Annotated in this window: 18 protein-coding genes and 1 tRNA gene; 3 read left to right on the top strand and 16 right to left on the bottom strand. The window is 58.3% G+C overall.

Annotated elements, in window-relative coordinates:
• Nucleotides 1–45 precede the first annotated feature (45 nt).
• Nucleotides 46–1,062 carry a quaternary amine ABC transporter ATP-binding protein gene (locus tag ACZ1HN_RS13840; protein WP_299196318.1) on the top strand — a complete coding sequence of 339 codons (1,017 nt, stop codon included), beginning with the start codon at nt 46–48 and terminating at the stop codon, nt 1,060–1,062.
• Nucleotides 1,062–3,050, top strand: a complete 1,989-nt coding sequence (locus tag ACZ1HN_RS13835) for an ABC transporter permease (RefSeq protein WP_472727915.1) — start codon at nt 1,062–1,064, stop codon at nt 3,048–3,050. Before ACZ1HN_RS13840 ends, ACZ1HN_RS13835 begins: the two co-directional genes overlap by 1 nt.
• Before the next feature lie 674 nt (nt 3,051–3,724).
• Here the strand turns inward: ACZ1HN_RS13835 and ACZ1HN_RS13830 are convergent.
• The 10 genes from ACZ1HN_RS13830 to ACZ1HN_RS13785 form a co-directional block, all read right to left on the bottom strand.
• A tRNA-Ser gene (locus ACZ1HN_RS13830) sits at nt 3,725–3,814 on the bottom strand.
• Nucleotides 3,815–3,872: 58 nt separating this feature from the next.
• Nucleotides 3,873–4,592, bottom strand: a complete 720-nt coding sequence (locus ACZ1HN_RS13825) for an alanyl-tRNA editing protein (RefSeq protein WP_472727914.1) — start codon at nt 4,590–4,592, stop codon at nt 3,873–3,875.
• Nucleotides 4,589–6,997 carry a DUF3772 domain-containing protein gene (locus tag ACZ1HN_RS13820; RefSeq protein WP_472727913.1) on the bottom strand — a complete coding sequence of 803 codons (2,409 nt, stop codon included), beginning with the start codon at nt 6,995–6,997 and terminating at the stop codon, nt 4,589–4,591. The genes ACZ1HN_RS13825 and ACZ1HN_RS13820 overlap by 4 nt, the downstream gene beginning before the upstream one ends.
• Nucleotides 6,994–8,028, bottom strand: a complete 1,035-nt coding sequence (locus tag ACZ1HN_RS13815) for a cysteine synthase A (RefSeq protein WP_299605569.1) — start codon at nt 8,026–8,028, stop codon at nt 6,994–6,996. Before ACZ1HN_RS13815 ends, ACZ1HN_RS13820 begins: the two co-directional genes overlap by 4 nt.
• Nucleotides 8,029–8,096: 68 nt before the next feature.
• Nucleotides 8,097–9,206, bottom strand: a complete 1,110-nt coding sequence (locus tag ACZ1HN_RS13810; RefSeq protein WP_472727912.1) for an NUDIX domain-containing protein — start codon at nt 9,204–9,206, stop codon at nt 8,097–8,099.
• A 4-nt stretch (nt 9,207–9,210) separates the two neighbouring features.
• Complete coding sequence (locus ACZ1HN_RS13805) at nt 9,211–9,651, bottom strand: TrgA family protein (protein WP_299196304.1); 441 nt, start codon at nt 9,649–9,651, stop codon at nt 9,211–9,213.
• 18 nt (nt 9,652–9,669) lie between these two features.
• The gene (locus tag ACZ1HN_RS13800; protein ID WP_472727911.1) at nt 9,670–10,878 is read right to left on the bottom strand and encodes a class I SAM-dependent methyltransferase; all 1,209 of its coding nucleotides are present in this window, start codon (nt 10,876–10,878) and stop codon (nt 9,670–9,672) included.
• A 75-nt stretch (nt 10,879–10,953) separates the two neighbouring features.
• The gene (locus ACZ1HN_RS13795) at nt 10,954–12,369 is read right to left on the bottom strand and encodes a cryptochrome/photolyase family protein (RefSeq protein ID WP_472727910.1); all 1,416 of its coding nucleotides are present in this window, start codon (nt 12,367–12,369) and stop codon (nt 10,954–10,956) included.
• A 77-nt stretch (nt 12,370–12,446) separates the two neighbouring features.
• Nucleotides 12,447–13,673, bottom strand: a complete 1,227-nt coding sequence (locus ACZ1HN_RS13790) for an aminotransferase class V-fold PLP-dependent enzyme (protein ID WP_472727909.1) — start codon at nt 13,671–13,673, stop codon at nt 12,447–12,449.
• 101 nt (nt 13,674–13,774) lie between these two features.
• Entirely contained in the window at nt 13,775–15,466 is a 1,692-nt protein-coding gene (locus ACZ1HN_RS13785) for a BCCT family transporter (protein WP_299196295.1), read from the bottom strand.
• Between the two features lie 474 nt (nt 15,467–15,940).
• On the opposite strand from ACZ1HN_RS13785, the gene ACZ1HN_RS13780 reads away from it, so the two are divergent.
• Complete coding sequence (locus ACZ1HN_RS13780) at nt 15,941–17,779, top strand: BCCT family transporter (RefSeq protein WP_472727908.1); 1,839 nt, start codon at nt 15,941–15,943, stop codon at nt 17,777–17,779.
• Nucleotides 17,780–17,841: 62 nt separating this feature from the next.
• On the opposite strand, the gene ACZ1HN_RS13775 is transcribed toward ACZ1HN_RS13780, so the two are convergent.
• From ACZ1HN_RS13775 to ACZ1HN_RS13750, 6 genes are all read right to left on the bottom strand, one after another.
• Nucleotides 17,842–18,258: an HIT family protein gene (locus tag ACZ1HN_RS13775; protein WP_299196291.1), complete on the bottom strand. Its 417-nt coding sequence runs from the start codon at nt 18,256–18,258 to the stop codon at nt 17,842–17,844.
• Nucleotides 18,259–18,299: 41 nt separating this feature from the next.
• Complete coding sequence (gene acuI / locus ACZ1HN_RS13770; protein ID WP_472729327.1) at nt 18,300–19,286, bottom strand: acryloyl-CoA reductase; 987 nt, start codon at nt 19,284–19,286, stop codon at nt 18,300–18,302.
• An 86-nt stretch (nt 19,287–19,372) separates the two neighbouring features.
• The gene (locus ACZ1HN_RS13765; protein ID WP_299196287.1) at nt 19,373–20,476 is read right to left on the bottom strand and encodes a dimethylsulfoniopropionate demethylase; all 1,104 of its coding nucleotides are present in this window, start codon (nt 20,474–20,476) and stop codon (nt 19,373–19,375) included.
• Nucleotides 20,476–20,985 (bottom strand): DinB family protein, encoded by a 510-nt coding sequence (locus ACZ1HN_RS13760; protein WP_472727907.1) that lies wholly within the window; start codon nt 20,983–20,985, stop codon nt 20,476–20,478. The genes ACZ1HN_RS13765 and ACZ1HN_RS13760 overlap by 1 nt, the downstream gene beginning before the upstream one ends.
• Nucleotides 20,982–21,689 (bottom strand): DUF1326 domain-containing protein, encoded by a 708-nt coding sequence (locus ACZ1HN_RS13755; protein WP_299196282.1) that lies wholly within the window; start codon nt 21,687–21,689, stop codon nt 20,982–20,984. Before ACZ1HN_RS13755 ends, ACZ1HN_RS13760 begins: the two co-directional genes overlap by 4 nt.
• Before the next feature lies 1 nt (nt 21,690).
• Nucleotides 21,691–22,479 (bottom strand): DUF2182 domain-containing protein, encoded by a 789-nt coding sequence (locus tag ACZ1HN_RS13750; RefSeq protein ID WP_472727906.1) that lies wholly within the window; start codon nt 22,477–22,479, stop codon nt 21,691–21,693.
• Between the last annotated feature and the right edge of the window lie 46 nt (nt 22,480–22,525).

The following is a 22,525-nucleotide window of genomic DNA, read 5'->3' as shown; positions in this document are numbered from 1 at the left end:
CGTTTTGAACACCGGCGCCCAGTCCGGTGAGGAGAGAGCATAAAAATGACCGCCGACACCGTGATTTCCTGCAAAAGCGCGTGGAAGATCTTTGGGCCTGATCCCAAGAGATATCTGAAGTCCATGCCCGCCGGGCACAGCTTCGACGACATCCAGGCCGATGGCTATATTGCCGGGGTCAAGGATGTGTCGATCGACGTCAACCGGGGCGAGATGCTGGTCATCATGGGCTTGTCGGGGTCTGGCAAATCGACACTGGTGCGCTGTTTCTCGCGTCTGCACGACATCACCGGCGGGACGATCACCGTCGAAGGGCAGGACTTGATGTCCCTGTCCGAAAAAGAACTGATTGAACTGCGTCGCAGCAAGATGGGCATGGTGTTCCAATCCTTTGGCCTGCTGCCGCACCGTACCGTGCTGGAAAACGTGGCCTTTCCGCTCGAGATGCGCGGACAGGATAAACACACACGCCGCGAACGTGCCCTCGAAGTGATCAAGCTGGTGGGCCTTGAAGGGCGTGAAGAGTATTTCCCGCGCGAGCTTTCGGGCGGACAACAGCAGCGTGTGGGCATTGCCCGCAGTCTCGCCATCGAACCGGATATCTGGTTTCTGGACGAGCCATTCTCTGCGCTTGATCCGCTGATCAGACGCGAGATGCAGGACGAATTCCTGCGCTTGCAGGGATTGCTGGGCAAAACCATCGTGTTCATCACCCACGATTTTGACGAGGCGCTGCGCCTTGCCGACCGGATCGCCATCATGAAGGACGGAGCGATCGAGCAATGCGACACGCCCGACCAGATCGTGCTGAGCCCCGCCACAGAATATGTGCGCAAGTTCACCGAGGAAATCGACAAGGCGCGGGTCGTCCACGCTGGTGTCCTGGCCCAAGAGGGGATGACAGGCGAAGGTGACCCGGTGGACGCAACGGCATCTGTTCAGGACCTTGCCCGATTGTTGGTGCAAGATACCCGCGCCATCATTCCTGTCGCCAAAAGCGGTCAAGTGATTGGTGGGATGGACCGCGCGGCGGCACTGGAAATCCTGTTGGAGGCCAGCTAATGGCCGATATCGCAAGCGATTTGAAATCAGACACCTCCGGCGTTGCGCAATGGACGCGGGGCAAATGGGTCTCTGTATTTCTGATCGTGGCCGTTCTTTTGACCATCCTGCGCTATGGCGGGCTTTTGCCGGAAGCGCTTCATCGCATCCCTGACGCGGTGATCCCGCCCTTTGCCAGTTGGCTGGACGTGTTTTTCAATTTTGTGAAGGACGATTTAGGCCTTTTGGCCCTCACCCGCACATTGACCGAAGGGTTGGAGTGGTTGTTGGACGTGACTGCCAACCTGATGTTCGGAAAGCGACGATGGCCCAATCTTGGCCCGATCCCGTGGACCGCCGTTGCGGGCGTGGCTGCCGTGATTGGCTACTATCTGGGCGGCTGGCGCATGGCTACGCTGGGTGCGGGCACGTTTATCTGGACCGCTCTGATCGGGCAGTGGAAAATCGCAATGGAAACCATGTCGGTGCTGATGGTCGCGGCGCCGTTGGCGTTCTTTATCGGCCTCGGCCTCGGTATCCTTGCGTGGAAATACGCAACCGTGAACCGGGCCATCAAGCCGATCCTGTCGGTGCTGCAAACGCTGCCCTTCTTCACTTACCTGCTGCCCGCTGTCATATTCTTCAAGGTCGGCCCAACCGCCGGGGCCGTGGCGACGACAATCTACGCCATCCCACCCATGATCCTGATGACAACGCTGGGCCTGCAAAAGGTGCCGTCCGAAGTGGTCGAAGCGGGTAACATGAGTGGCTGCACCAAGTGGCAGCTTCTGCGCCATGTCTATCTTCCATCCGCCCGGACCGAGATCCTGGTGGGCGTGAACCAAGTCATCATGCTGTGCCTGGCGATGGTGGTGCTGACCGCCTTTATCGGGATGCCCGGCCTTGGTGCCAAGCTGCTGGCGATGATGGGCAGTTTCAAGCTGGGACGCTCGTTCGAGATTGGCGTGACGATCGTATTGCTGGCGGTGATGCTGGACCGGATGTCAAAGGCATGGGTCGTCAAGCAACCCGAGCACTTTGAACGCGACACGCCATGGTGGCGTCGGCATATCTACCTGCTGACGGGCATTGCTGTTTTTGTGTTCTTCTGCATCGCGGCACAATTCGTGCAAGTGTTTGCCGAAATCGGGCGCAAGCAGAACTTTAGCCAAGGCAAGGAGATCGATACGGCGATAAAGGCGTTTCTTGCATTCGATCCAGTGCAGAACACAACACAGTCAATCCGCTACGTTCTGAATGTCTGGATACTTAATCCGTTCCGCGACTTCCTGCTCTCAATCCCGACGCCCGCACTCATCTTGCTGGTTGTAGCCTTTGCGCTCTCGCTTGGGGGCAAACGCCCCGCCATCTATGCCGCGATCTTCTTTGGCCTTGTCGCGCTTTCGGGGTGGTGGGACCGGTCGGTGATCACGCTCTATTCCGTCATTTCGGCCGTCATGCTGGCATTGTTGATCGGCGTGCCGTTGGGCATCGCCGCTGCCCGCTCGGAAAAATGGTCACGCCGGGTGCTTCTGGCCTGTGATACGGCGCAGACATTCCCAAGCTTCATCTACCTGATCCCGGCCATCATGCTGTTCGGCATCACGGCGACATCGGTTGTAATGTCCATCCTGATCTTTGCGATGGTGCCGCTGACCCGCTACACAATCGAAGGGCTGCGAACGGTGCCACCGGAGATGACGGAAGCTGCCGACATGGCAGGTGCCACACGCATGCAAAAGCTGCTGAAAGTGCAGTTGCCTTTGGCATTGCCGACGATGGCAGTGGGGTTCAACCAGGCCATTATGTTTGCGTTTTTCATGGTCATTATCGCGGCCTTTATCGGCACCCAGGATTTGGGGCAGGAATTGCAACGCACTCTGGCAGGTACGGATCTGGGTAAGAACTTTGTTCTGGGGATTTGCGTGTCGCTCATGGCACTGACATTCGATCTGACGATCATGAAATGGGCGACAGATCGAAAGAAAGCGCTGGGCTTGCCTGACTGAGACAGATCCGTCAGATCAAAGCGAGGGGAACAACGGTTCTTCTGCGCCTAAGTAAAGGCCGTCCTAGAGACGAGCGAGAGACGCGGCTAACGCGTCTACAAACTTTGCCCCCATCGGAAAGAACGTCGTGCTCAGCGGTTAAGCAAACTTATTATGTACTTCGCGTGGATACCGGATGAGGCGCTTGGCGTCCAAATCAAGATGTTTGAGACGCAGGGGAGTTGCTGCCCAATCCGTACGCCTGTTGGCATCAGCAATGCAATCAACGCCTTGTCGCTTTTGCTGACTGGTGCCATCTGGCATGGCGTCAAAAGCTTTATGGATAACGTCAACCACAGGGATCGGGCGCGGGGTTGAGATCCTCGCAATCCGCGCGCCCTTCAAGGGCTGTTTGAGATAGACCCGCTCATTGCGCCCTGGATCGCGCTTAGACCCACGCAACCCAGTGAGCCAGTGGAAGAACTCACACACAACACGCAGCATACCTTGGCGTCTCGAATAGCCGCTACCGGGTTCTCTCCCGATCTGAGACCCTTCGATTTCCCTACCACTGAATACGTACAAACGGCATCAATCGGAAGAAACCCAGAAAACGCAAGCTTTGCCAAAGTCCCTAGAAACAAAGATCAAAACCAATTTGAGCGACGTGGGGGAAACCCGGGAAAAAGGTTGGGTGGCGGACAGGAAGGGATTCGAACCCTCGAGACGGTCTCCCGCCTACGCACTTTCCAGGCGCGCGCCTTCGACCACTCGGCCACCTGTCCACCGCCGTCTCTATCCAATTCGGGTATGGGGATGCAAGCAGGTTAAGTACTAAATTTTTCAGCCGTCCAGATGCAGGTAAACACGGCGGTTCATCCGCCCCTTCTTTTCGATCTTGCCGATGCGCAGCGCGCCGATCTCGCCCGTCCGCGCAACGTGCGTGCCGCCGCAGGGCTGCAGGTCGACCGTTGCGTCGCCTTCGCCGATGCGAACCAGGCGGATGTCACCCGCCCCGCGCGGCGGTTGCACCGACAACGTCTTGACCATGCTCGGATTGGCATCCAGTTCCGCCTCATTGATCCACTCGGCACGCACCCGCATGTCGCTGGTCACGTGACTGTTCAATACGTCTTGAAGGCCTTCACGATCCTCCGGCGCGTCTGCCATGTCAAAATCCAGCCGCCCGCGCCCGGCCCCGACCGACCCTCCAGTCACACCAAAAGGCAGCGCCACTGACAGCAAGTGAAGCGCCGTATGCACACGCATATGGGCGTAACGGCGCTCCCAATCGAGGCTTTGCATGACGGTCGCACCAAGGCCGGGCAAGGCACGTGGCTCGGCCGGGACAAGAATGATGCTGTCACCGTCCCCCTTGATTGCGGTCGCAATGCTCAATGCACCACTATCCCAGCTGAGCGTTCCACTATCGCCGGGTTGCCCACCGCCCGTCGGATAAAAGATGCTCTGATCCAAGATAATCCCGCCCTCGGGCGTGTGACCCGTCACGACACCGCTGGCATCGCGCAAATAGGCGTCTTCGCGGAACAAGGGCGTTGTCATCTGCCATCTCCATCTTCGCCCGGCATATCCGGGTCCATATCACTTTCTTCCAGATGCGCTTTGGTCGGCGGCGCAGATGGGGGCGTTTTTACTTTGGGACCGGCCTGCAACACCTCGGGATTGCGTAGCCACACATCCCGCTGGGCAAAGGGTATCTCGATCCCCTCTTCTTCGAACCGGGCAGCGATCTGGTGGTTAATCTCGTTCTTGACGGCCAACATCCAGTTCACATCGCGGAGAATGATACGGATTTCGAAATCAAGGCTGTCGGTACCAAACCCCATGAACAGGACAGCCGGGGGTGGATTGGCCAGGGCCATGGGATGCGCATCGGCAATCTCTTTCAGTACGGCCTCGACCCGGCGGGTGTCAGTACCATAAGCCACACCGACCGGAATGATCACACGCCCCACCGTGTTGCCGCGCGTGTAGTTCGTGACAGTACCGGAAATAAGATCCGCGTTCGGAACAATGACATCCGTCCGATCAAAGGTTTCGATCCGCGTGGACCGGACAGAGATCGAGCGGACATAGCCCATCTGCCCACCCACTTCGATCCAATCGCCCTCTGATATTGGGCGTTCGATCAAAAGGATGATGCCCGACACAAAGTTCGACACGATGGTTTGCAGGCCAAAACCGATACCAACGGACAAGGCCCCGGCGACGATGGCCAGACTGGACAAATCAATACCGGCTGCAGTGATCGCAAACAGGGCAGCCAGAAAAATGCCGACATAGCCAAGACCAGATACAATCGCGACCTGACCGCCTGGGTCGATCCGCGTTTTGGGCAGGACTGACACCTTGAGTGCATTTTGTACGGCGCGCGTGATCAGGTACCCGACCGTGAAGACGATGAGGAGTGTAAAGAAACTGCCCGGCGAAATGGTCATGTCGCCGATGGTCAGTCCCGATCGAATGGTCGCCCACACCTCTGTCAGATCGGTGACACGTGCGCCCCAGATCAGGGATAGCGGGATGATCGCCAACAGAACGACCACAAAGCCAAGCAAAGTCGGCACAAGACTGTCTCGGGCGCCATCACCCGGTCGCAACGTGGCATAGGTATCGCGGATAACACCTTGCAACAGAACCACCATACCGATCAGCGCAAGCGTGAGGATCATGGGATAGGTCAGGAACTTGGCAGCCGCCCCGAACCCAAGTGCTGCCAGAATTGGGGCAACAAGCCCCACCAGGATAACCAACCGACCAACACTGGCGATGATACGGTCACCATATGGGACTTCCTGGTCCGCATCTTCCGCCGCGTCGCGCACGCGGCGGCGCAGCAGCCAGCCCAAGCGCGTCAGCATCAGACAGGCCAGAACGATCAGCGGGAAGTTCAGAACCGCATCCGAACCCGCATCGTAACGATCGAAGTCAGAAAACTCTGCCAGAAGGATGTAAAGTGCCAAAACAATGCCAAGAGTGACGGCATATATGCGCCCCTCGGCCCGACGACGCGCCGGGACCGTAAATGACACGCGCAGCGCTTCGTCCTTGGGAAACAGCCGGCTGGCGAGCCAGCGGGCAAAGAAAAGGACCAGCCCAACAACTTCCAGAGTATCCAGCAGCAGGTCACCGCGCGGGCCAAATAATTGGGTAGCGCGTACCGCGCGCACAAATGCAACCAGCCCCAGCATTGGGAAAAGGATTTGCCCAAGGGAAACGATGAAGCCAGCCACGCGGGCACCTGACCGCGTATCTGACCTTTGAATACGTACGGCCAGCAACTCTGACCAATACCGCGACCGCGCCAGAAGAACGACGCCCACAACCAGCAAAACAGCAATCAGCGGCAGGTTATCCCGGGCATTCGAGCGGCGGGACGGATTGTGCCATGCTTGCCGCACACCAGCGACTACAGCAATCATCGTATCCTGCGCATGGCGCATCGCCCCGGGCCAGTTGGCTGGATTGACCGGCCATGGTCCCATGTTCAGCAGCGCATCGGTTTGGCGCTGACGCAGGATGTCATCAATCTCGGTGATCACCCCGTTGGCGCGACTGAACGCTTCCTCGGCGGTCCGTCGCGGCGTGCTGAGCCGTTCCAGCTGTGCGTTCAGTTCAGCGCGGCGATCCGCGATCTCCGTTGCCTCGTCCTGACCGTCCTCTGGCGCCGGACCAAGGGCCGCAATCTGATCGCGCAGGGTTTGCAAGCGGCTGTCATTGGCACTCAGTTGGTTTTGAAACTGCTGCCGCCATCCGGCGACCTCTGCCCTCAGTATTTCAAATGCCTGGTCCGAGGCGCGGGCGGCTTCGACAGCCTGTTCCGCCCGGGTCGCCGTGTTTTGCCACCGGTCGTAGTCTGGTCCGTCAGCTTGCGCGACTGCCAGCGTTGCCAGCAGCGCCAGACAAACAGACAGAACCGCAGCGCGTAGCCACGTCAGGCCCATCATACATCCTCAAAAACGCCGGGAATACTTGAAGGACCTTGCTCAAGCCATTGTGGCACCGGCAATTCTTTCTCCCGCAAAAAATCCGGATTGAACAATTTGGACTGATAGCGCGTGCCAAAGTCACACAGGATCGTCACGATGGTGTGGCCCGGCCCCATATCCTTGGCCATACGAATGGCACCAGCGACATTCACACCCGAAGACGCACCAAGGCACAGCCCCTCATGTTCCAGTAGATCAAAGACAATGGGCAGCGCTTCGGCGTCCGAAACGTTGTAGTTGAAATCAGGCGTCAGCCCCTCAAGGTTCTTGGTGATGCGCACCTGCCCGATCCCTTCAGCAATCGAACTGCCCTCCATCGCGATCTCGCCCGTGGTGTAGTAGCTGAACAGGCCCGCGCCATCGGGGTCTGCCAAACCTATTTTGACGCCCTTCGGCTGCAAGACCTCGGCCACCCCTGCCAGCGTACCGCCGGAACCGACGGCACAGATGAACCCGTCAACCTTGCCATCTGTCTGTTCCCAGATCTCCGGCCCGGTGGTGTCGACATGGGCCTTGCGGTTAGCAACATTGTCGAACTGGTTGGCCCAGATGGCACCATTCGGCTCCGTCTTTGCCAGCTCCTCGGCCAAACGACCGGAGTAGCGTACAAAGTTGTTCGGATTGCGGTATGGCGCCGCGGGCACCTGCACCAGCTCTGCACCTGCCAACCGCAGCATATCCTTTTTTTCCTGGCTCTGCGTCTCGGGGATGACGATGACGGTTTTGAACCCCATCGACGCACCAACCAGCGCAAGGCCAATGCCGGTATTGCCTGCTGTCCCTTCGACAATCGTGCCGCCCGGGCGCAGTTCGCCGCTGGCCACGGCTTCCTGAATTATGGACAGCGCCGCGCGATCCTTTACCGATTGACCAGGGTTCATGAACTCGGCCTTGCCCAGAATCGTGCAGCCGGTCTCTTCGCTGGCGCGGCGCAGCTTGATCAGTGGCGTGTTTCCAATGGCCGAGGCCAGATCAGGCGCGTAACGCATGGGCGAGTTCCTTTTGTCATTCACGAAAGGTGTAGCTGTGGTATCCGACGACCTCAAGCCGCGTTGGGTCACACAGCGGCGCGCAAACGCGCACGGTGACGGGCCAACCAGTAGGTGAGCAAAGCCAGCGGGGCATTGGCAACCCGGCGATCATCGGCCATCTCAAGCAGATCTACAAAAGACAACAGGTGGCTGCGGATGTTTTCGCCTTCGTCTTCCTGACCACCAATACCGGCACTGTCATCGGGCAAATCGCAGATCCCGACAAACAGATGAAAGAAGTCAGTCGCTGCACCGGGCGAGGCATAACACTCGCCAGCAGGTTCAAGCAGGCGAAACTCAAGCCCAGCCTCCTCGGCCCCTTCCCTCCGCGCGGCTTCTTCCGCGGTTTCGCCAGGATCAATCAATCCGGCAACAGGTTCCATCTGCCATTGTACCGGGTCGTTCCGACCGATTGGACCCAGACGGATCTGTTCCACCAGCAAAACCCGATCTCGCACCGGATCATAAGGCAATACGATCGCAGCATCGGACGAGATAAATACGGCGCGCTCGATCTGGTCAGACATTTCGCCGCCAAAAGTCTCATGGCGCAGCGCCACCTCATCCATGGCAAAGAAATTCGTGTGGGCCCGCGTGTGCGACATGATATCCACGCGCCCATCCAGAACTCCCTGCCCGTGTCGGCCCGATTGCGCCAGTACCTTGCTCCAGGCCCGCGCGCGTATACGCGGAAACCGGCGGGCCACCTCTTTGGCATCCAGTTTGCCAAAGCCATCCATAACCTCATCGGCGGCCCAGACGGTCATTGCACCCCAGCGCTCTTGCCACGCGGAAAAGTCCCAGACATCGTCAGTGGATGAAACCGTTTGACCCGGAACATAGACATCCGCGGCCTCGCCAGAGGTCAGCGTAACGGCGCGCAACTCGTAATCAAAACCACCCTCATAGTAGTTCAGCCGTGCGAAATCCTCGGTCGAAAGGCCGCGCACAATGATACCTGCTGTTTCAGCGTTGGCACGTTGGCGCAGAACGGGGTAGTGCCCTTCCTGCTCGGACAAGGCGACGTAGTCACGCAAGGATGCAGGCGCCAAATCGATGCTGTCGGCGCTGCGTCCCAGAACGCGCTCAAGCAGCGGCACGTGCTGCAACGTGCCGTAGAAAAACAGGTTGTTCATTACCTCACCGCCAGGTGCGCCACGCATATTCAGTTAAAACACCCGTGATCGCCCCGCCGATTAGCAAAGTAGCCCAGATGGGGACCGTACTCATCAAAAGCGCCCACTCCGATCCGATCTGAAAAATCGCCAGCAAGGCCTCAAACGCGCCATCGTACCGGTTCTTCATGGCGATACGCACCATCTCGTTGCACGACTGCACGAACAGTGCCCAGAAGACCATGACAATCGGACCAGTAAGCCCGACATTGACAGCCGATGTAAGCCCACGCCCCGCGCGCGAGCCAATCACCATCCAACCGGTGATCGCGCCCACTAGGATATTCACGTAGGTAAACCAGCCAAAGTTCGTGTCTTCCTCGAACAACGGCATGATCATGCCCGACACGATAAAGGCCAATAGCCCAAGGCCCAAAGCGGCCACTAACTTGGCTGCGTCAGGCATATTTTTGGTCTTTCATGGCTATCCAGGTCGTTTGATCGTGATCTGCGTTACGTCGCAGTTGGCACTTTCAAAGGTCGCCGCGCAAGAGGTGAGGTAAAAATTCCACATTCTACGAAATCGGTCATCAAATCCCATATCGGCAATCTGGTCCCACCTCTGGTTGAACGCCTCATGCCAGCGTCTGAGTGAGATGTTGTAGCTTTGACCAAACTCAATGGATGTCTCGACGCCCAGACCTGCCTTGATGATCTGCTGACGCAGAACAGATGGGCTGGGAAGCATACCACCCGGGAAAATGTACTTCTGGATAAAGTCGACGCCACGTTTGTAAACCTTCCAACGGCGGTCCTGCACGGTGATGATCTGCAACGTGGCATTCTTACCGGGTTTCAAGCGCTGTTTGACCGTCTCAAAGTAGATGGGCCAGTACTTCTCTCCAACCGCCTCGAACATCTCGATCGAGGCGATGCCGTCATAAGTGCCACGCTCATCCCGATAGTCCTGCAGCTTGAAATCTACAACATCGGAAAGTCCTGCTTTTTCAATGCGATCTTGCGCATACTTAAACTGCTCTTCACTGATGGTCAGACCTGTGACCTTCAATCCGCGTTCCTTGGCTGCATATTCGGCGAACCCGCCCCAACCGCACCCGATCTCAAGGATATGATCCCCAGGCTGCGCCCCCATCTGGTCTACCATGCTGGCATATTTCGCGATCTGCGCAGCCTCATGGCTTTCCTGCCCCGTCTCAAACAGGGCTGATGAATATGTCATCGTGTCATCCAGCCAAAGGCCATAGAACTCGTTGCCAAGGTCATAGTGATAGCTGATGTTCTTGCGCGCTTGCTCGCGATGGTTGCGCTGCAACCAAAAGCGGAACTTCTCGAACCGGCGCACCAGACCCATGCCGGGGAACCCGTCATAGATGTCGTCGTTGTCCGCATGGACCCAATCCATAAAGGATTGCAGATCTGGCGTGCTCCACCACTCGTCAAGGTAAGCATCGCAAAAACCCAAGTCACCCTCACGGATCAGCCGGGCAAACAGGTCATCGTTGTGGATATGCACCTCTGCCACCGGACCGGGGTTTGGTCCCTCGGCCCGAAAGTGGCGACCGTCCGGCAGGATGAAATCCACCCGGCCATTGTTCATCCCCTGAGCCATGCTGAAAACACGGGCGAAATAGCGTGGCAAGCCCGTTTGGCCGTCAGTCGTAGTAAGGATCATACACGCTCCCCGTTCGTGTTTTTGTCAAGTTAGCTTGACACATTGAGCCGCGCAACCATGCGCACGCGGTTGTCATCAGAAATTACGGTTTTCATAAGCACTTAGCGCCCGTTTCCGCCCCTCATCCGCTGGTACAATCGGGCCGGGATAGATGTCATTTGGCGACAGATTCCAAGACCGCGGGATCGCGTCGAAATATGACAGCGCCTCCGGCGCCGGATTGCGCTGGCCTTCGGCAATCCACCGGCTGACATAGTCGCGGTTCTTGTCGAACTTATCCAGTTGGGTCACCGGGTTGAACACGCGGAAATACGGCGTCGCATCGGGGCCTGATCCCGCTGACCACTGCCACCCCATCGCATTGCTTGCCGGATCCCAGTCAATCAGGCAGTCATCAAACCATTGCTGACCGATCCGCCAATGCGTCATCAGATGCTTGCATAGATAGGATGCCACGATCATGCGGCCCCGGTTGTGCATGCGGCCTGTTACGTACATCTCGCGCATCGCGGCATCGACAAATTGAATACCGGTTCGCCCCTGTTTCCAAGCGAGGACCTGTGCGGTTTCGCCTTCGTTCCAGGGAAAACCGTCCCAGTGTTCTTTCCAGTTGCGATCCAGAATATGGGGGGTGTGATGCATCAGGTGGTACGCGAACTCACGCCATACCAGTTCCTTCAAGAATACTTCCGCCCCGGCTTTGCCTTCATGAGGCGCACGCATGCCTGCATGCCAACACTGGTGCGGGCTGATCTCACCCAAAGCCAGATTTTCCGACAGGTTCGATGTGCGATCCTCGGCTGGAATATCCCGGCCCTCGACGTAACCGGCGACTTTGGTTTCGATAAAATCGCCAAGCCGTGACTGTGCCGCGGTTTCGCCAAGCCGCACATGAGGGCGGACAACGCCTGCCCCGCGGTTCATCGCGGCACCAAGGGTCCAGTCAGCCAACACCTCGCTCTCAGGCCAGCTTTCAGGCGCTGGAATGCGCCCCGGCAGAGACAGCGGCGCATCAACTTCCCGGTCCTTCACTGATCGCCAGAACGGTGTGTAGACCTTGTAGAAGCCGCCAGTCTTTGTCTCCGTCGTCCATGGCTCGAACATCAGATGGCCACCGAAACTGCGCGCTTCAATGCTCTGATCTTTCAAGGCAGCTTTGATTGCTGTATCGCGCTCCACAGCTTGCGGATCGTAAAGGCGCGACCAATGAACCGCCCCTGCTCCAGTCTCGGCGATCAGCTTTTGCAAAACGTCCAAAGCGTCGCCCGAGCGGAAGATCAATCTGCTGCCTTTGTCGTCCAAAGACTGGGCAAGATGTTCAACGCCCAATCCCCAACGCCACTTTGGCGCAGCGCCCAGATCATCCACACTGGCGTCACGGATCACGACCGGAATGACGGGCCGATTGCTGTCACAGGCGGCTTTCAAAGCCGGATGATCGCTCAACCGCAGATCGCGGCGAAACCACATGATGATCGGTGTGCTGCTCAACGCCCCGTTCCCTTTTCTTACCGAGGCTTACGTAGCACGCGCGCCGATGGATCAAGTTGTCGCAGGTTGTCTTTACGTCAAAGGACCGCGTCAAGGACCGTCAGAAGCTGATCAATCTCTGCGTCATTCGTGTAGTGTGTGAAACTCAGCCGCAAAACACCCTGATCCGGATCGACCCCCATGGCGTGAAGCGCCCGGACTGCATAGAAATCCCCACCTCCGGCCATGATACCATGATCGGCAAGGCGGGCGGCTACTGCGACCGGGTCACGTCTCAGGTCCAACGCAACGGTTGGTGCACGGATCGCCGCGTCCGTGGGACCTATAACACGCAGATCATTGCGGTCTTTCACAGCATCCATGACCCGGGTCAACGCGTCGATTTCTCGTGTGCGCATGAGGTCATGAACGACTTGTCCCCGCGGGGACACTTGTGTCCCACCACCGCTTGTATGGTGATCGTAAAGCGCGTCCACATAATCTGCCATGCCCGCACATGCTGCCACTTGAGCATGATCGGGCCCAGCGGGAGTAAACCGTTTATAGAGGCTGTCAGCGTTGAAGTAGTGTCCCTGGTTCGGCAGCAGCTCTCCCAAGGCGCGCCGGATGACCATCAGACCCTGATGCGGACCGTAGGTTTTGTAAGCCGAGAACAGATAGATGTCGGGGCCAAGATGGCCAACATCGGGGAAGCCGTGCGGCGCGTAACTGACGCCGTCGACACAGACGAACGCCCCGGCGGCATGGGCAAGCGCGGTGATCTCGGTCACCGGGTTGATCTCTCCCACCACGTTTGAGCAATGGGGAAAGCAGACCAACCGGACCTTTTCGTCCAGCAGGTCTTCCAGCACTGCGGTATCCAGATGGCCGTTGCCGGGATCCATTTGCCATTCACGGATTTCGATCCCCCGATCCGCCAAACGTCGCCATGGGCCAGTATTGGCCTCGTGATCTTGATTGGTCACCACGATCGCTTCACCCGGCTGCATCATCTGGGCGAAGGCTTGCGCCAGGACATAGGTGTTCTGCGTGGTTGATGGTCCAAAACTCAACTCATCCGTATCCACACCAAGAACGGCAGCCATCCGCACGCGTGCCTCGTCCATCTCTTCCCCGCCTAGCCGTGATGCCTCGTAGTCGGCATAGGGCTGCACCTTGCGCTGCGTGTAAAACCGGAACAGGCGATCAATGACCTGTTTGCAAGTGTAGCTCCCCCCGGCGTTTTCGAAGAAAGCCTGTCCCTGCAACGATGGTTCGGCAAAGGCAGGGAATTGCGCGCGCACAAACTCAAGATCAAGAGGCATCGGCTGGTCCTTTATCTTAACAAGAAAAAGGCCCCAACCAATTGATCAGGGCCTTTCGATGCTATCCCAGCTGTCATCAAGGACAACTGGGAAGTCAGGTCTTACTCAGCCGGCAAGCCATTGCCCGTCGCACCCGGAATTTCCGAATGGACAGCAGGCACGCCTGCGGCCTCGCGGCGACCATCGTTATAGATCGCCTTGATCAGCGCGATGCACATCAACGCCATCACGATCGAGAACGGCAACGCCCCAATCACCATGGCCGTCTGAATGGCCCCGGTCCCGCCGGAAATCAGCAGGCCTGCCACAACAAGGCCAAGGGCTGAACCCCAGAAGAGGATGTGGGGACGCGCCTTAGGACCTTCGTCACCGGCCGCGTTGATGGTGTTCACGATCAGCACGGCAGAGTCCGCCGACGTCACGAGGAACGTCATCAGCAACACAACGATCAGAACCGCCATGCCCCACGCCAGTGCCTGTGCAATTGGTGCCAACATGAACTCGGTCATGGCAAAGATCTTGTCGCCATTGGCCGCGTCCAGAATGACGCCATTGGCATCGCCGTTCAGTTCCAGGTCAATGGCTGTGCCACCGGCCCATGAGAACCAGACAAAGCACATCAGCGACGGAACGATCATAGCACCCAGCACAAACTCGCGGATGGTCCGACCGCGCGAGATGCGCGCCAGGAACAGACCCACGAATGGTGCAAACGCGATCCACCAGGCCCAGTAGAACACGGGCCACCAGCCCTGCCACTGTGCCAGCAGGAACGCTTCGGATCCGTCCACACCGTCAGACGCGTAGACGTTGAAGCTGAGCCATGGCAGCGCGATCAGGTAGTCCCAGATCCCAACGAAGAAGGCCGCTGCACCAAAGAAGGTCGCGCCGAACAGGATGAAGAAGCCCAGAAGGACAATCGACAGAACCATGTTGATGTTGGAGAGCCACTTGATGCCCTTGCCCACACCGGACAGTGCCGACAGGGTCGACGCGCCCATGATGACCAGCAGCGCCACGATGATGCCGAGTGTCGTGGCAGAGCCATCGTCGAGCACCAGGCCGCCAATCCCGATCCGGGTCAGACCGGCCACGAATTGTTCAACGCCAAAACCAAGCGTTTGCGCCACACCAAGGATGGTTGCAACAACCGCCACGATATCGATGAGGTTGCCCAGAAAGCCCGACAGCGAAGAGCCAAACAGCGGCGTCAGCGAGGAGCGGATCGTCAGCGGCAGACCGCGGCGGTAGCTGAAGAACGCAAGCGCAAGACCCGCGATAGCGTAGCACGCCCAGGCGCCCAGACCCCAGTGAAGGAACGACCAGACATAGGCCTCGCGCACGTTATCCTCACCCAGCGCAGTGGTGGCGCCTTGGATGACGGAGGGGTTGTTCTTGAAGTGGGCCACCGGCTCGGCCACGGCCCAAGTCAGCATGCCGACACCGATCCCGGCACCGAACATCATCGAAAACCAGGAGAAGTTGCTGAACTCGGGCTTTTCGCCCGGTTGGCCTAGGTTCAAGCGCCCTGCAGTCGGCCAGAGGGCGAGCCCGAGGCAGACAAGCACGAAAAACGTCACGACCCAGATGTACCAGGCGGCGAAGTTTTCCAGAATTACGCTGTTCCAGTCGCCCAGAATCGTGCCGGCCTCGGTTGGCCAGACAATGCACCAGACGACGAGCATACTGATGATGATCTTACTGATCACCGCAACGTTGACGCTGAACCCTCGATAAAAACCGCTATCAGCGGTTTTGATCGGCAGCTCCGTCAATGGAGGTTGAATAGACATAGATACCTTCCTGTTGTCGTTTTTATGACAAGAGCAAAGCACGGGTAGAGACATAAACGAAGTGTTAATTCGAACAGTACAGGTCGCATTGGACACCAGAACGCCGTTTTTGTTTCTGATATGAAAAAACGGCCTTCAATTTTCAAAAACAGCGCCGTTTCTTGCGTCGAAAATGGCCGTATTGCCCGCAAAATATGTCTCATTTTTAGAGATTCGCGGCTTTCATTGCTCTGTGCATGGTCGGACCCGACGGTACCGTTCATCCTCGATAACGGCCCAAAATCGTCAAATCACACCCATTTACTGTCGCTGTTTCACCAGTATTCGCCCTGAACCCTGTCACCCTTAATGCACGCACCGCGCGAAGCCGCGGACAAAGGGTGTCGTTTTCAGACCTTACAAAACGATGACGCCCACACTGGTGCCGACGTCACACAAGATGGCAGGCCAACTCAGAAACAGGGAGCCAATCTCATGGCGATAAAGGAACCGTTCACGGACCTTGATATCAACAAACAGGAGTCAGGGTTCTATGAAGGCTACAGCCTTCCCATCGCCCTCAAGTCCAAAGCGATCATGGTCGCGCTTGTCTTGTGGGCCATCATTTTCCCGGTCAGTGCCAATGGCACTCTGGACAACTGGAACTGGGCGTTGTTGCAGGGCTTCAATGCATTCTACATCATCTCTGTGGGTGCATTTGCGTTTTTCCTGTTTGCCCTCGCCATACTCCCCACAGGCAGGCGAAAGCTGGGGGGCGTCGATACGGTCCCGGAATTCTCCAACTTCTCCTGGTTCTCGATGATGTTTGGCGCCGGACTTGGTGTCGGCCTTATGGTCTTTGCGACGGCTGAGCCGCTTGGGCTATGGGGATCCAACCCCGTTGTTATCGCGGGGAACGTCGAGGGGAATTCGTCCGAAGCCTTGACGTCAGCGTATCGCTACACGTTCCTGCACTACGGATTCCATGCCTGGGCTATCTACGTGGTGACGGGTTTGAGCCTTGCCTACTACGCCTACACCCGCGACATGCCTTTGACGATCCGGTCTGCCTTGACCCCGCTTCTGGGGAAGGTCGCCAACGGAATCGTGGGGCATGTTGTCGATGTGCTGGGCGTTGTCGCAACCATCCTTGGTGTATCTGTGACCATCGGATATGGGGTGAGCCAGTTCGTCGATGGTGTTTACGCCGTGACTGGCATGGATTGGTTGATGGGTGCCAGCGACGGGGATGCACCACCTGCCCCGTCCACCGTCGGCCTGTTGTCAGCGCTTGCCATCATCATGTTCCTGTCGATCCTGTCTGCAGTGTCGGGCGTCGGACGCGGGATCAAGTACCTGTCGAACCTGAACCTCGTTCTATCGATCATCCTGCTGATGACTTTCGTGATCTTTGGCAGCTTCGTGTTTGCCATGACGACCTATGGAACAGCGCTGGTAGATTACATCATCCAGTTCATCCCGCTCAGCTTCGAAGCGTATAGTCCTTTGGCGCAAGATGCCTTTGCCGCCACTCTGCCGGCCGACGCCGCACCGCTTGCGGCTGATCTGTACGGTGGGGCGACAAATGCGTGGGGCAGTCTGGATGGCTTTACCGAAGGGCTGGAGGGCGCCGCAGCCTCTCTGCCCCCCGAGACACAGGATGCGGTGTACGATGCAGGCAGCCAGGGACGGCTCTTTGGCTGGCAATCGGGCTGGACCACGTTTTACTGGGCCTGGTGGATCGCGTTCTCGCCCTTTGTGGGCCTGTTTCTCGCCCGCATCTCAAAGGGTCGCACGATCCGTGAGTTTATCTTGGGCTGCGTGTTCGCACCCGCATTGGTATGTTTTGCTTGGATGACTATCCTTGGCGGCACCGCCATTGATCTGGAGCTGCAAGGCGTGGCCGAAGGCGCGATCATCGGCGCGTCAAACACCAACAAACTGTTTGTCACACTCAGCTACATGATCGAGGGCGGCTTCCTGTCTGCCATCACCATCATGTGCGTTGTGCTTATTATGACGTTCCTTGTCACTTCGGCGGATTCCGGGATTCTTGTGATGAACACGATCATGTCCGGCGGCGCGCAGGAAACAGGTATCAAGCACCGGATCATCTGGGGTCTGATCATGACAGGGGTGATCGGCGGTTTGATCATCGCGGGGGCTTCAGGACGCGGGGGCGACCCCCTGGCATCGCTTCAGGACGCAATGATCATAGGCGCCCTGCCCTTTACCATCATCATGGTCCTGATGGTGTTGTCGCTGATCAAGGCATTGTTCAATGACAGCCGCCGCGCCAAGGAGGACGGTGCCATCGGTCAACCAGCCGAGTAAACGCAGGTATGAACGGCGAAGGGGCGCATGTTATGCACCCCTTCCACATCGCAGGTTCAAGCTTAAAGTGCCGCGCGCATCTTCTCTGCATGCGCCTTGATCGCCTCCATATCACCCATTTTGCCCGGTGGACGCATCGAAACACCGTCGTGACGTGGGTGGATATGAAAGTGCAAATGAAACACCTCTTGGCCGCCCGCCGTTTCATTGAACTGCTGAACGGTGATGCCATCGGCATCAAATGCGGTCTTGGCCGCGTTTGCCACCTTCTTGACCGTGGACATGACGGAGGCCAACTGTGCGTCGCTGGCATCCAGCACATTGCGGCATGGTGTTTTGGGGATTACCAGACAATGTCCGTCTGTGCGCGGCATGATATCCATGAAGCAAAGGGTGTCATCGTCCTCGTAGACGGTGACATTGGGGATTTCGCCCCTCAGGATCTTGGCAAAGATGTTCTGGTCGTCATAGGCGGTCATCGCGGGTCTCCGAAAACTGTTCGAAGACCCGTCTAGACCGATCAGGCGTTCACGTCGACCACGACGCGGCCCTTCACTTGCCCTTGCAAAATGTCTGCACCCAGCTTTGTCAGATCGGACAGAGTGGCGGGCTGAACCATGGCTTCAAGCTTGTCCATGGGGAGATCTTTCGCGATGCGACCCCAAGCGCGGACGCGGTTGTCATAAGGTTGCATGACACTGTCGATGCCCAAGAGGTTCACACCCCGCAGCAGGAACGGGACAACTGTCGCGGGCAGACCTGCACCCCCCGCGAGACCAACAGCAGCAACCGAAGCGCCATATTCCATCTGCCCCAATACCCGAGCAAGCATGGCTCCGCCCACGGCATCCACGCAGCCACCCCAGGTTTCAGATTCCAGCGGCCGCTTGACCGTTTCGTTGATCTCCTCCCGCGCCACGATCTGTGTTGCCCCGAGCGATGTCAGGTAGTCTGCGGTTTCTGGCCGTCCGGTCACACCAGCAACCTTGTGGCCCAGATTGGCCAGGATGGCCGTTGCCACAGACCCAACACCACCCGCGGCACCGGTCACAAGCACCGGACCAGGCTTGATACCATGATCTTCCAGCGCCATCACCGCCAGCATTGCAGTAAAGCCCGCCGTACCCACGGCCATGGCCTGCCTCGTATCAAGGCCTTCCGGCAGTGGCACCAGCCAATCCGCCCTGACGCGCGCCTTCTGGGAATAGCCGCCCCAATGCGCCTCGCCCACGCGCCAGCCGGTCAGCACGACCTTGTCGCCGGGTTTGTAGCGGTCATCATCCGACGCCTCGACCGTCCCGGCAAAGTCGATGCCTGGCACGTGGGGGTATTTGCGAACCAATCCGCCACCCGGACCAATGCAAAGACCGTCCTTGTAGTTCACGGTCGAATACTCAACCGCTACGGTCACCTCAGCCTGCGGCAGATCATCCAGCGACAGTTCCTGCACCGCAGCGGACGTTTTGCCACTTTCTTCGTCCTTGTTGACCACCAGTGCATTGAACATTTTGTTCTCCATTTTCCTGGGGATGATCCCCTGCTTCATCTTGCAAAGTAAACTTCGGGGTCCGGGGCAGCGCCCCGGTTCCACATCTATAACCAGAACGATTCTTGTACCGTGGCCCGGCGTATCCCATCGAGGGTGTCGACTTCGAGGTCAGTTCCGGGATCCCAATGCGTCATGCGCACCATACCGATGGCCACGTTGGTCTTAAAGTCCGGCGACCATGCAGCCGACGTTACCTGCCCCACGCGTTTACCGCCGGCCAGAAGTGGCCAAGGCCGGTCACAGGTCGGCACCGCATCCCCATGGATAACGATGGGGCGAATTTGCTGAACCGGCCCTTCCTTGGACACGCGCAAAAGCGCATCACGTCCAATACAACCGATAGCCGTCTGCGTGTCGCAGAACCGCCCCAACCCGCACTCATGCGGTGTGTTGTCGTCGGTCATGTCATTGCCATAGCTCAAGAGCCCACCTTCGATCCGCTCAATGGCATTGGGGCAGCCCGCACGGACCTGTAGGTCTTCGCCTGCGTTAAACAACGCGTCCCACAGCGGCATGCCAAGCGCGCTGTCTGGCACATAGATTTCGAACCCGCCTTGCTTGGAGTAACCTGAGCGGGCAATGGCCAGGTCCTGCCCCTCGAACTGGAACATATCGAAGCGGAAAAAGCGGATGTCGCGCACGCGGTCGCCAAACACGCGCTCCAGCAGATCATCGGCCTTGGGCCCCTGGATGGCCAGCGGCGACACGTCCGGCTCATCCACCAGCACGTCCAGGCGGTAGCCGTTAGCGATGCCCTTGACCCAGAGCAGCAGATCGCTGTCAGCAATGGAAATCCACCACCGGTCCTCGCTGAGCTTGACCGCAACAGGATCGTTGAGCATGCCGCCCGTCTCATCCACGATGGGCACGTAGTAGCACTGTCCCGGCAGCATCCGGCGCAGATCGCGCGGTGTCAGCATCTGCATCAGCCGCCCGGCGTCCGGACCGCGAAGTTCGACTTGCCGTTCGACCGAGACGTCCCAGACCTGAACGTGGTCTTTGAGATGGCGGTAATCTGCCTCGACGCTTTCGAACACGGTCGGCAGCAGCATGCGGTTGTAGATGGTGTAGGCTTTGACGCCTGCCGCCTCGACCCCTTCAGAAAAGGGTGTGCGGCGCAGGCGGCGTGACGGAGATATGACGGCCATCAGTCGTCCTTTGGCATGAACACAATATCAGTAACGGGAGCGGTCAGACCGGCGGCCGTCATCATGGCGTGGACCTGACCCCGGTGGTGGGCCTGGTGGGTGAAAAGGTGCACCACGCAGGTTTCAAGCGGCATTTCAAAGTCCTGCTGTAAGGTGCTGGAATGCCAAGACAAATCGCCCTTGAGCGCGACGGTGTCGAGGCGGTCGCCCCAAAGGCGGATCGTGCCGTCCATGCGGAAGCGCTCCGCACTCCAGACCGCGAATGTCGGGGTGAATTCCTTGTGCTGTTCGGGCGGAACCGACGGCGGAGGCAGGTCCGCGTCGAACCGGCTCATCCAGATCGTGTCGCCCCACAGGATGTGGTTGAGCGTCGCCATGATGGACCCGAAGAACGCGCCGCGATCCTTGCGCAGGTCCTCGTCCGGCACGCCTGTGAGCATTTCCGTCAGTTGGCGGTTCTGCCAGGCGTTGTAACGGGCCATGGTACGTACATAACCCGCGTCGATCATGGCTTGGGACCTTTCCAGTCGATCGGGCAGATTTCCGCGGATTTGCCGCCGAAATCCCAGATTCGGCCGTAGTCACGCACCTTGGATTTCACGCCGCGGGCTGCGATGATATCCGGCCCCATCCAGTACTTGGAGTTGGTGATCATCACCGGGTGATCCTCGGACTTGCCGGTGATCATCTCGATCTCGCCCTGGATCTTGCGCCCGATATAGAGGCCGCGTTTCTTGCCTTCGCGCACGATCTCGACCTTCTCGCGTTCGGCGCCCACGATGTCGCTGACCAGCATGGTGAAGAGGCCCGTAGTGCCGCCTGCGGCGCCAGAGAATATCTGCAGTATGCCATTGTAGGCCTTGCCGCTTGCGCGCTCGTCCACATAGGCCGCGACGCGCCAGCCGCCTTCCCCCATACGACCAGGGATATCGACCATCAGGCCGACGTTCAGGCCGCTCAGGTCCTCGCCTTCGAAATGCCCTTCGTCGATGGCAATGGCCATCCACGCGTGGCAATGCCCTTCAGTGGGGGGATGCGCGCCAAGCGAGACGACGCAGGGACAAAAGAGCTCGCACGAACAGTTGAGAAACAGTTCGCCCTTGATAGCCCATTCGGTGGGCGACATCTGCCGCCGGCCCGGGTTGGGCATCCGGCTGTCGATGCGCTGACTGACCGGCAACTTATCCGCGTCGGGGCGTTTTTTCACGGCCATCTTATCCTCCTGAAACAACGGGGTATGCGAGCACACCGATACCACCCAGCACCAGTAGAACCCCCATGGGTTTTGTAACAACATGCCCGATCTGGGGCAGTTTTTCGATCACCATAAACAGCGTGGCAAGGCCCATCCACAAAAGGCTCATCACCCCACCAACGAAGCCAAGGGCCATAAAGCCCCAACAACAGCCCACGCAAAACGCGCCGAGGCCGAGCCCCATGCGCAACCCGCCCGCAAAACCGGTGCGCCAGTGGCCGAGAAAATAGGTCATGGGGCTATGGCAAACGCCGTGGCAGATTTCCTTCGCTCGGGTGAATTGGAACAGACCGACGGCCAGCAGCAGCAGGCCCGCAAATGTGGTGGTCTTGGATATGCCCAGCATGTCGATGATGCCACCATAAAGCAAGACCAGTTGCACAGCCGATATCAGCGCAGCAAAGGCGACCCAAACCACGAAGTAGCCCAGTAGCACACCCAGCCACCCTGCCCGCGTGCCGTTTGCCGACACCATCAGGTCCTCGTAGCTGCGCAAGGTCGGCACCAGTGTTGGCAGCATCATCGCCGCCATCATGATCGCCCACATCGCGAACAGCGGACCGAAGTTAGCCATGGGCATGTACATGGGCATGCGCGGGTCCATAGCTGCCATGTGCGCGCCCATCTCTCCGGGCCGTCCGATCAGATCGAGGTCCATGTTCATCGACATGGAATACATGACCCACCACGACGCCAAAATCGCGCCGAAAAACCCAAGCCACAGGGTCGAACGAACGATGTGCGACATGTGTCCTCCCTGACCTCATGCGACTCAATGCTTGCCAGATTAAATG

It is taken from the genome of Tateyamaria sp. GN1-10, assembly GCF_055693845.1.
The sequence above is the reverse complement of the archived record's forward strand: the minus strand, read 5'-3'. Positions and strand labels throughout refer to the sequence as shown.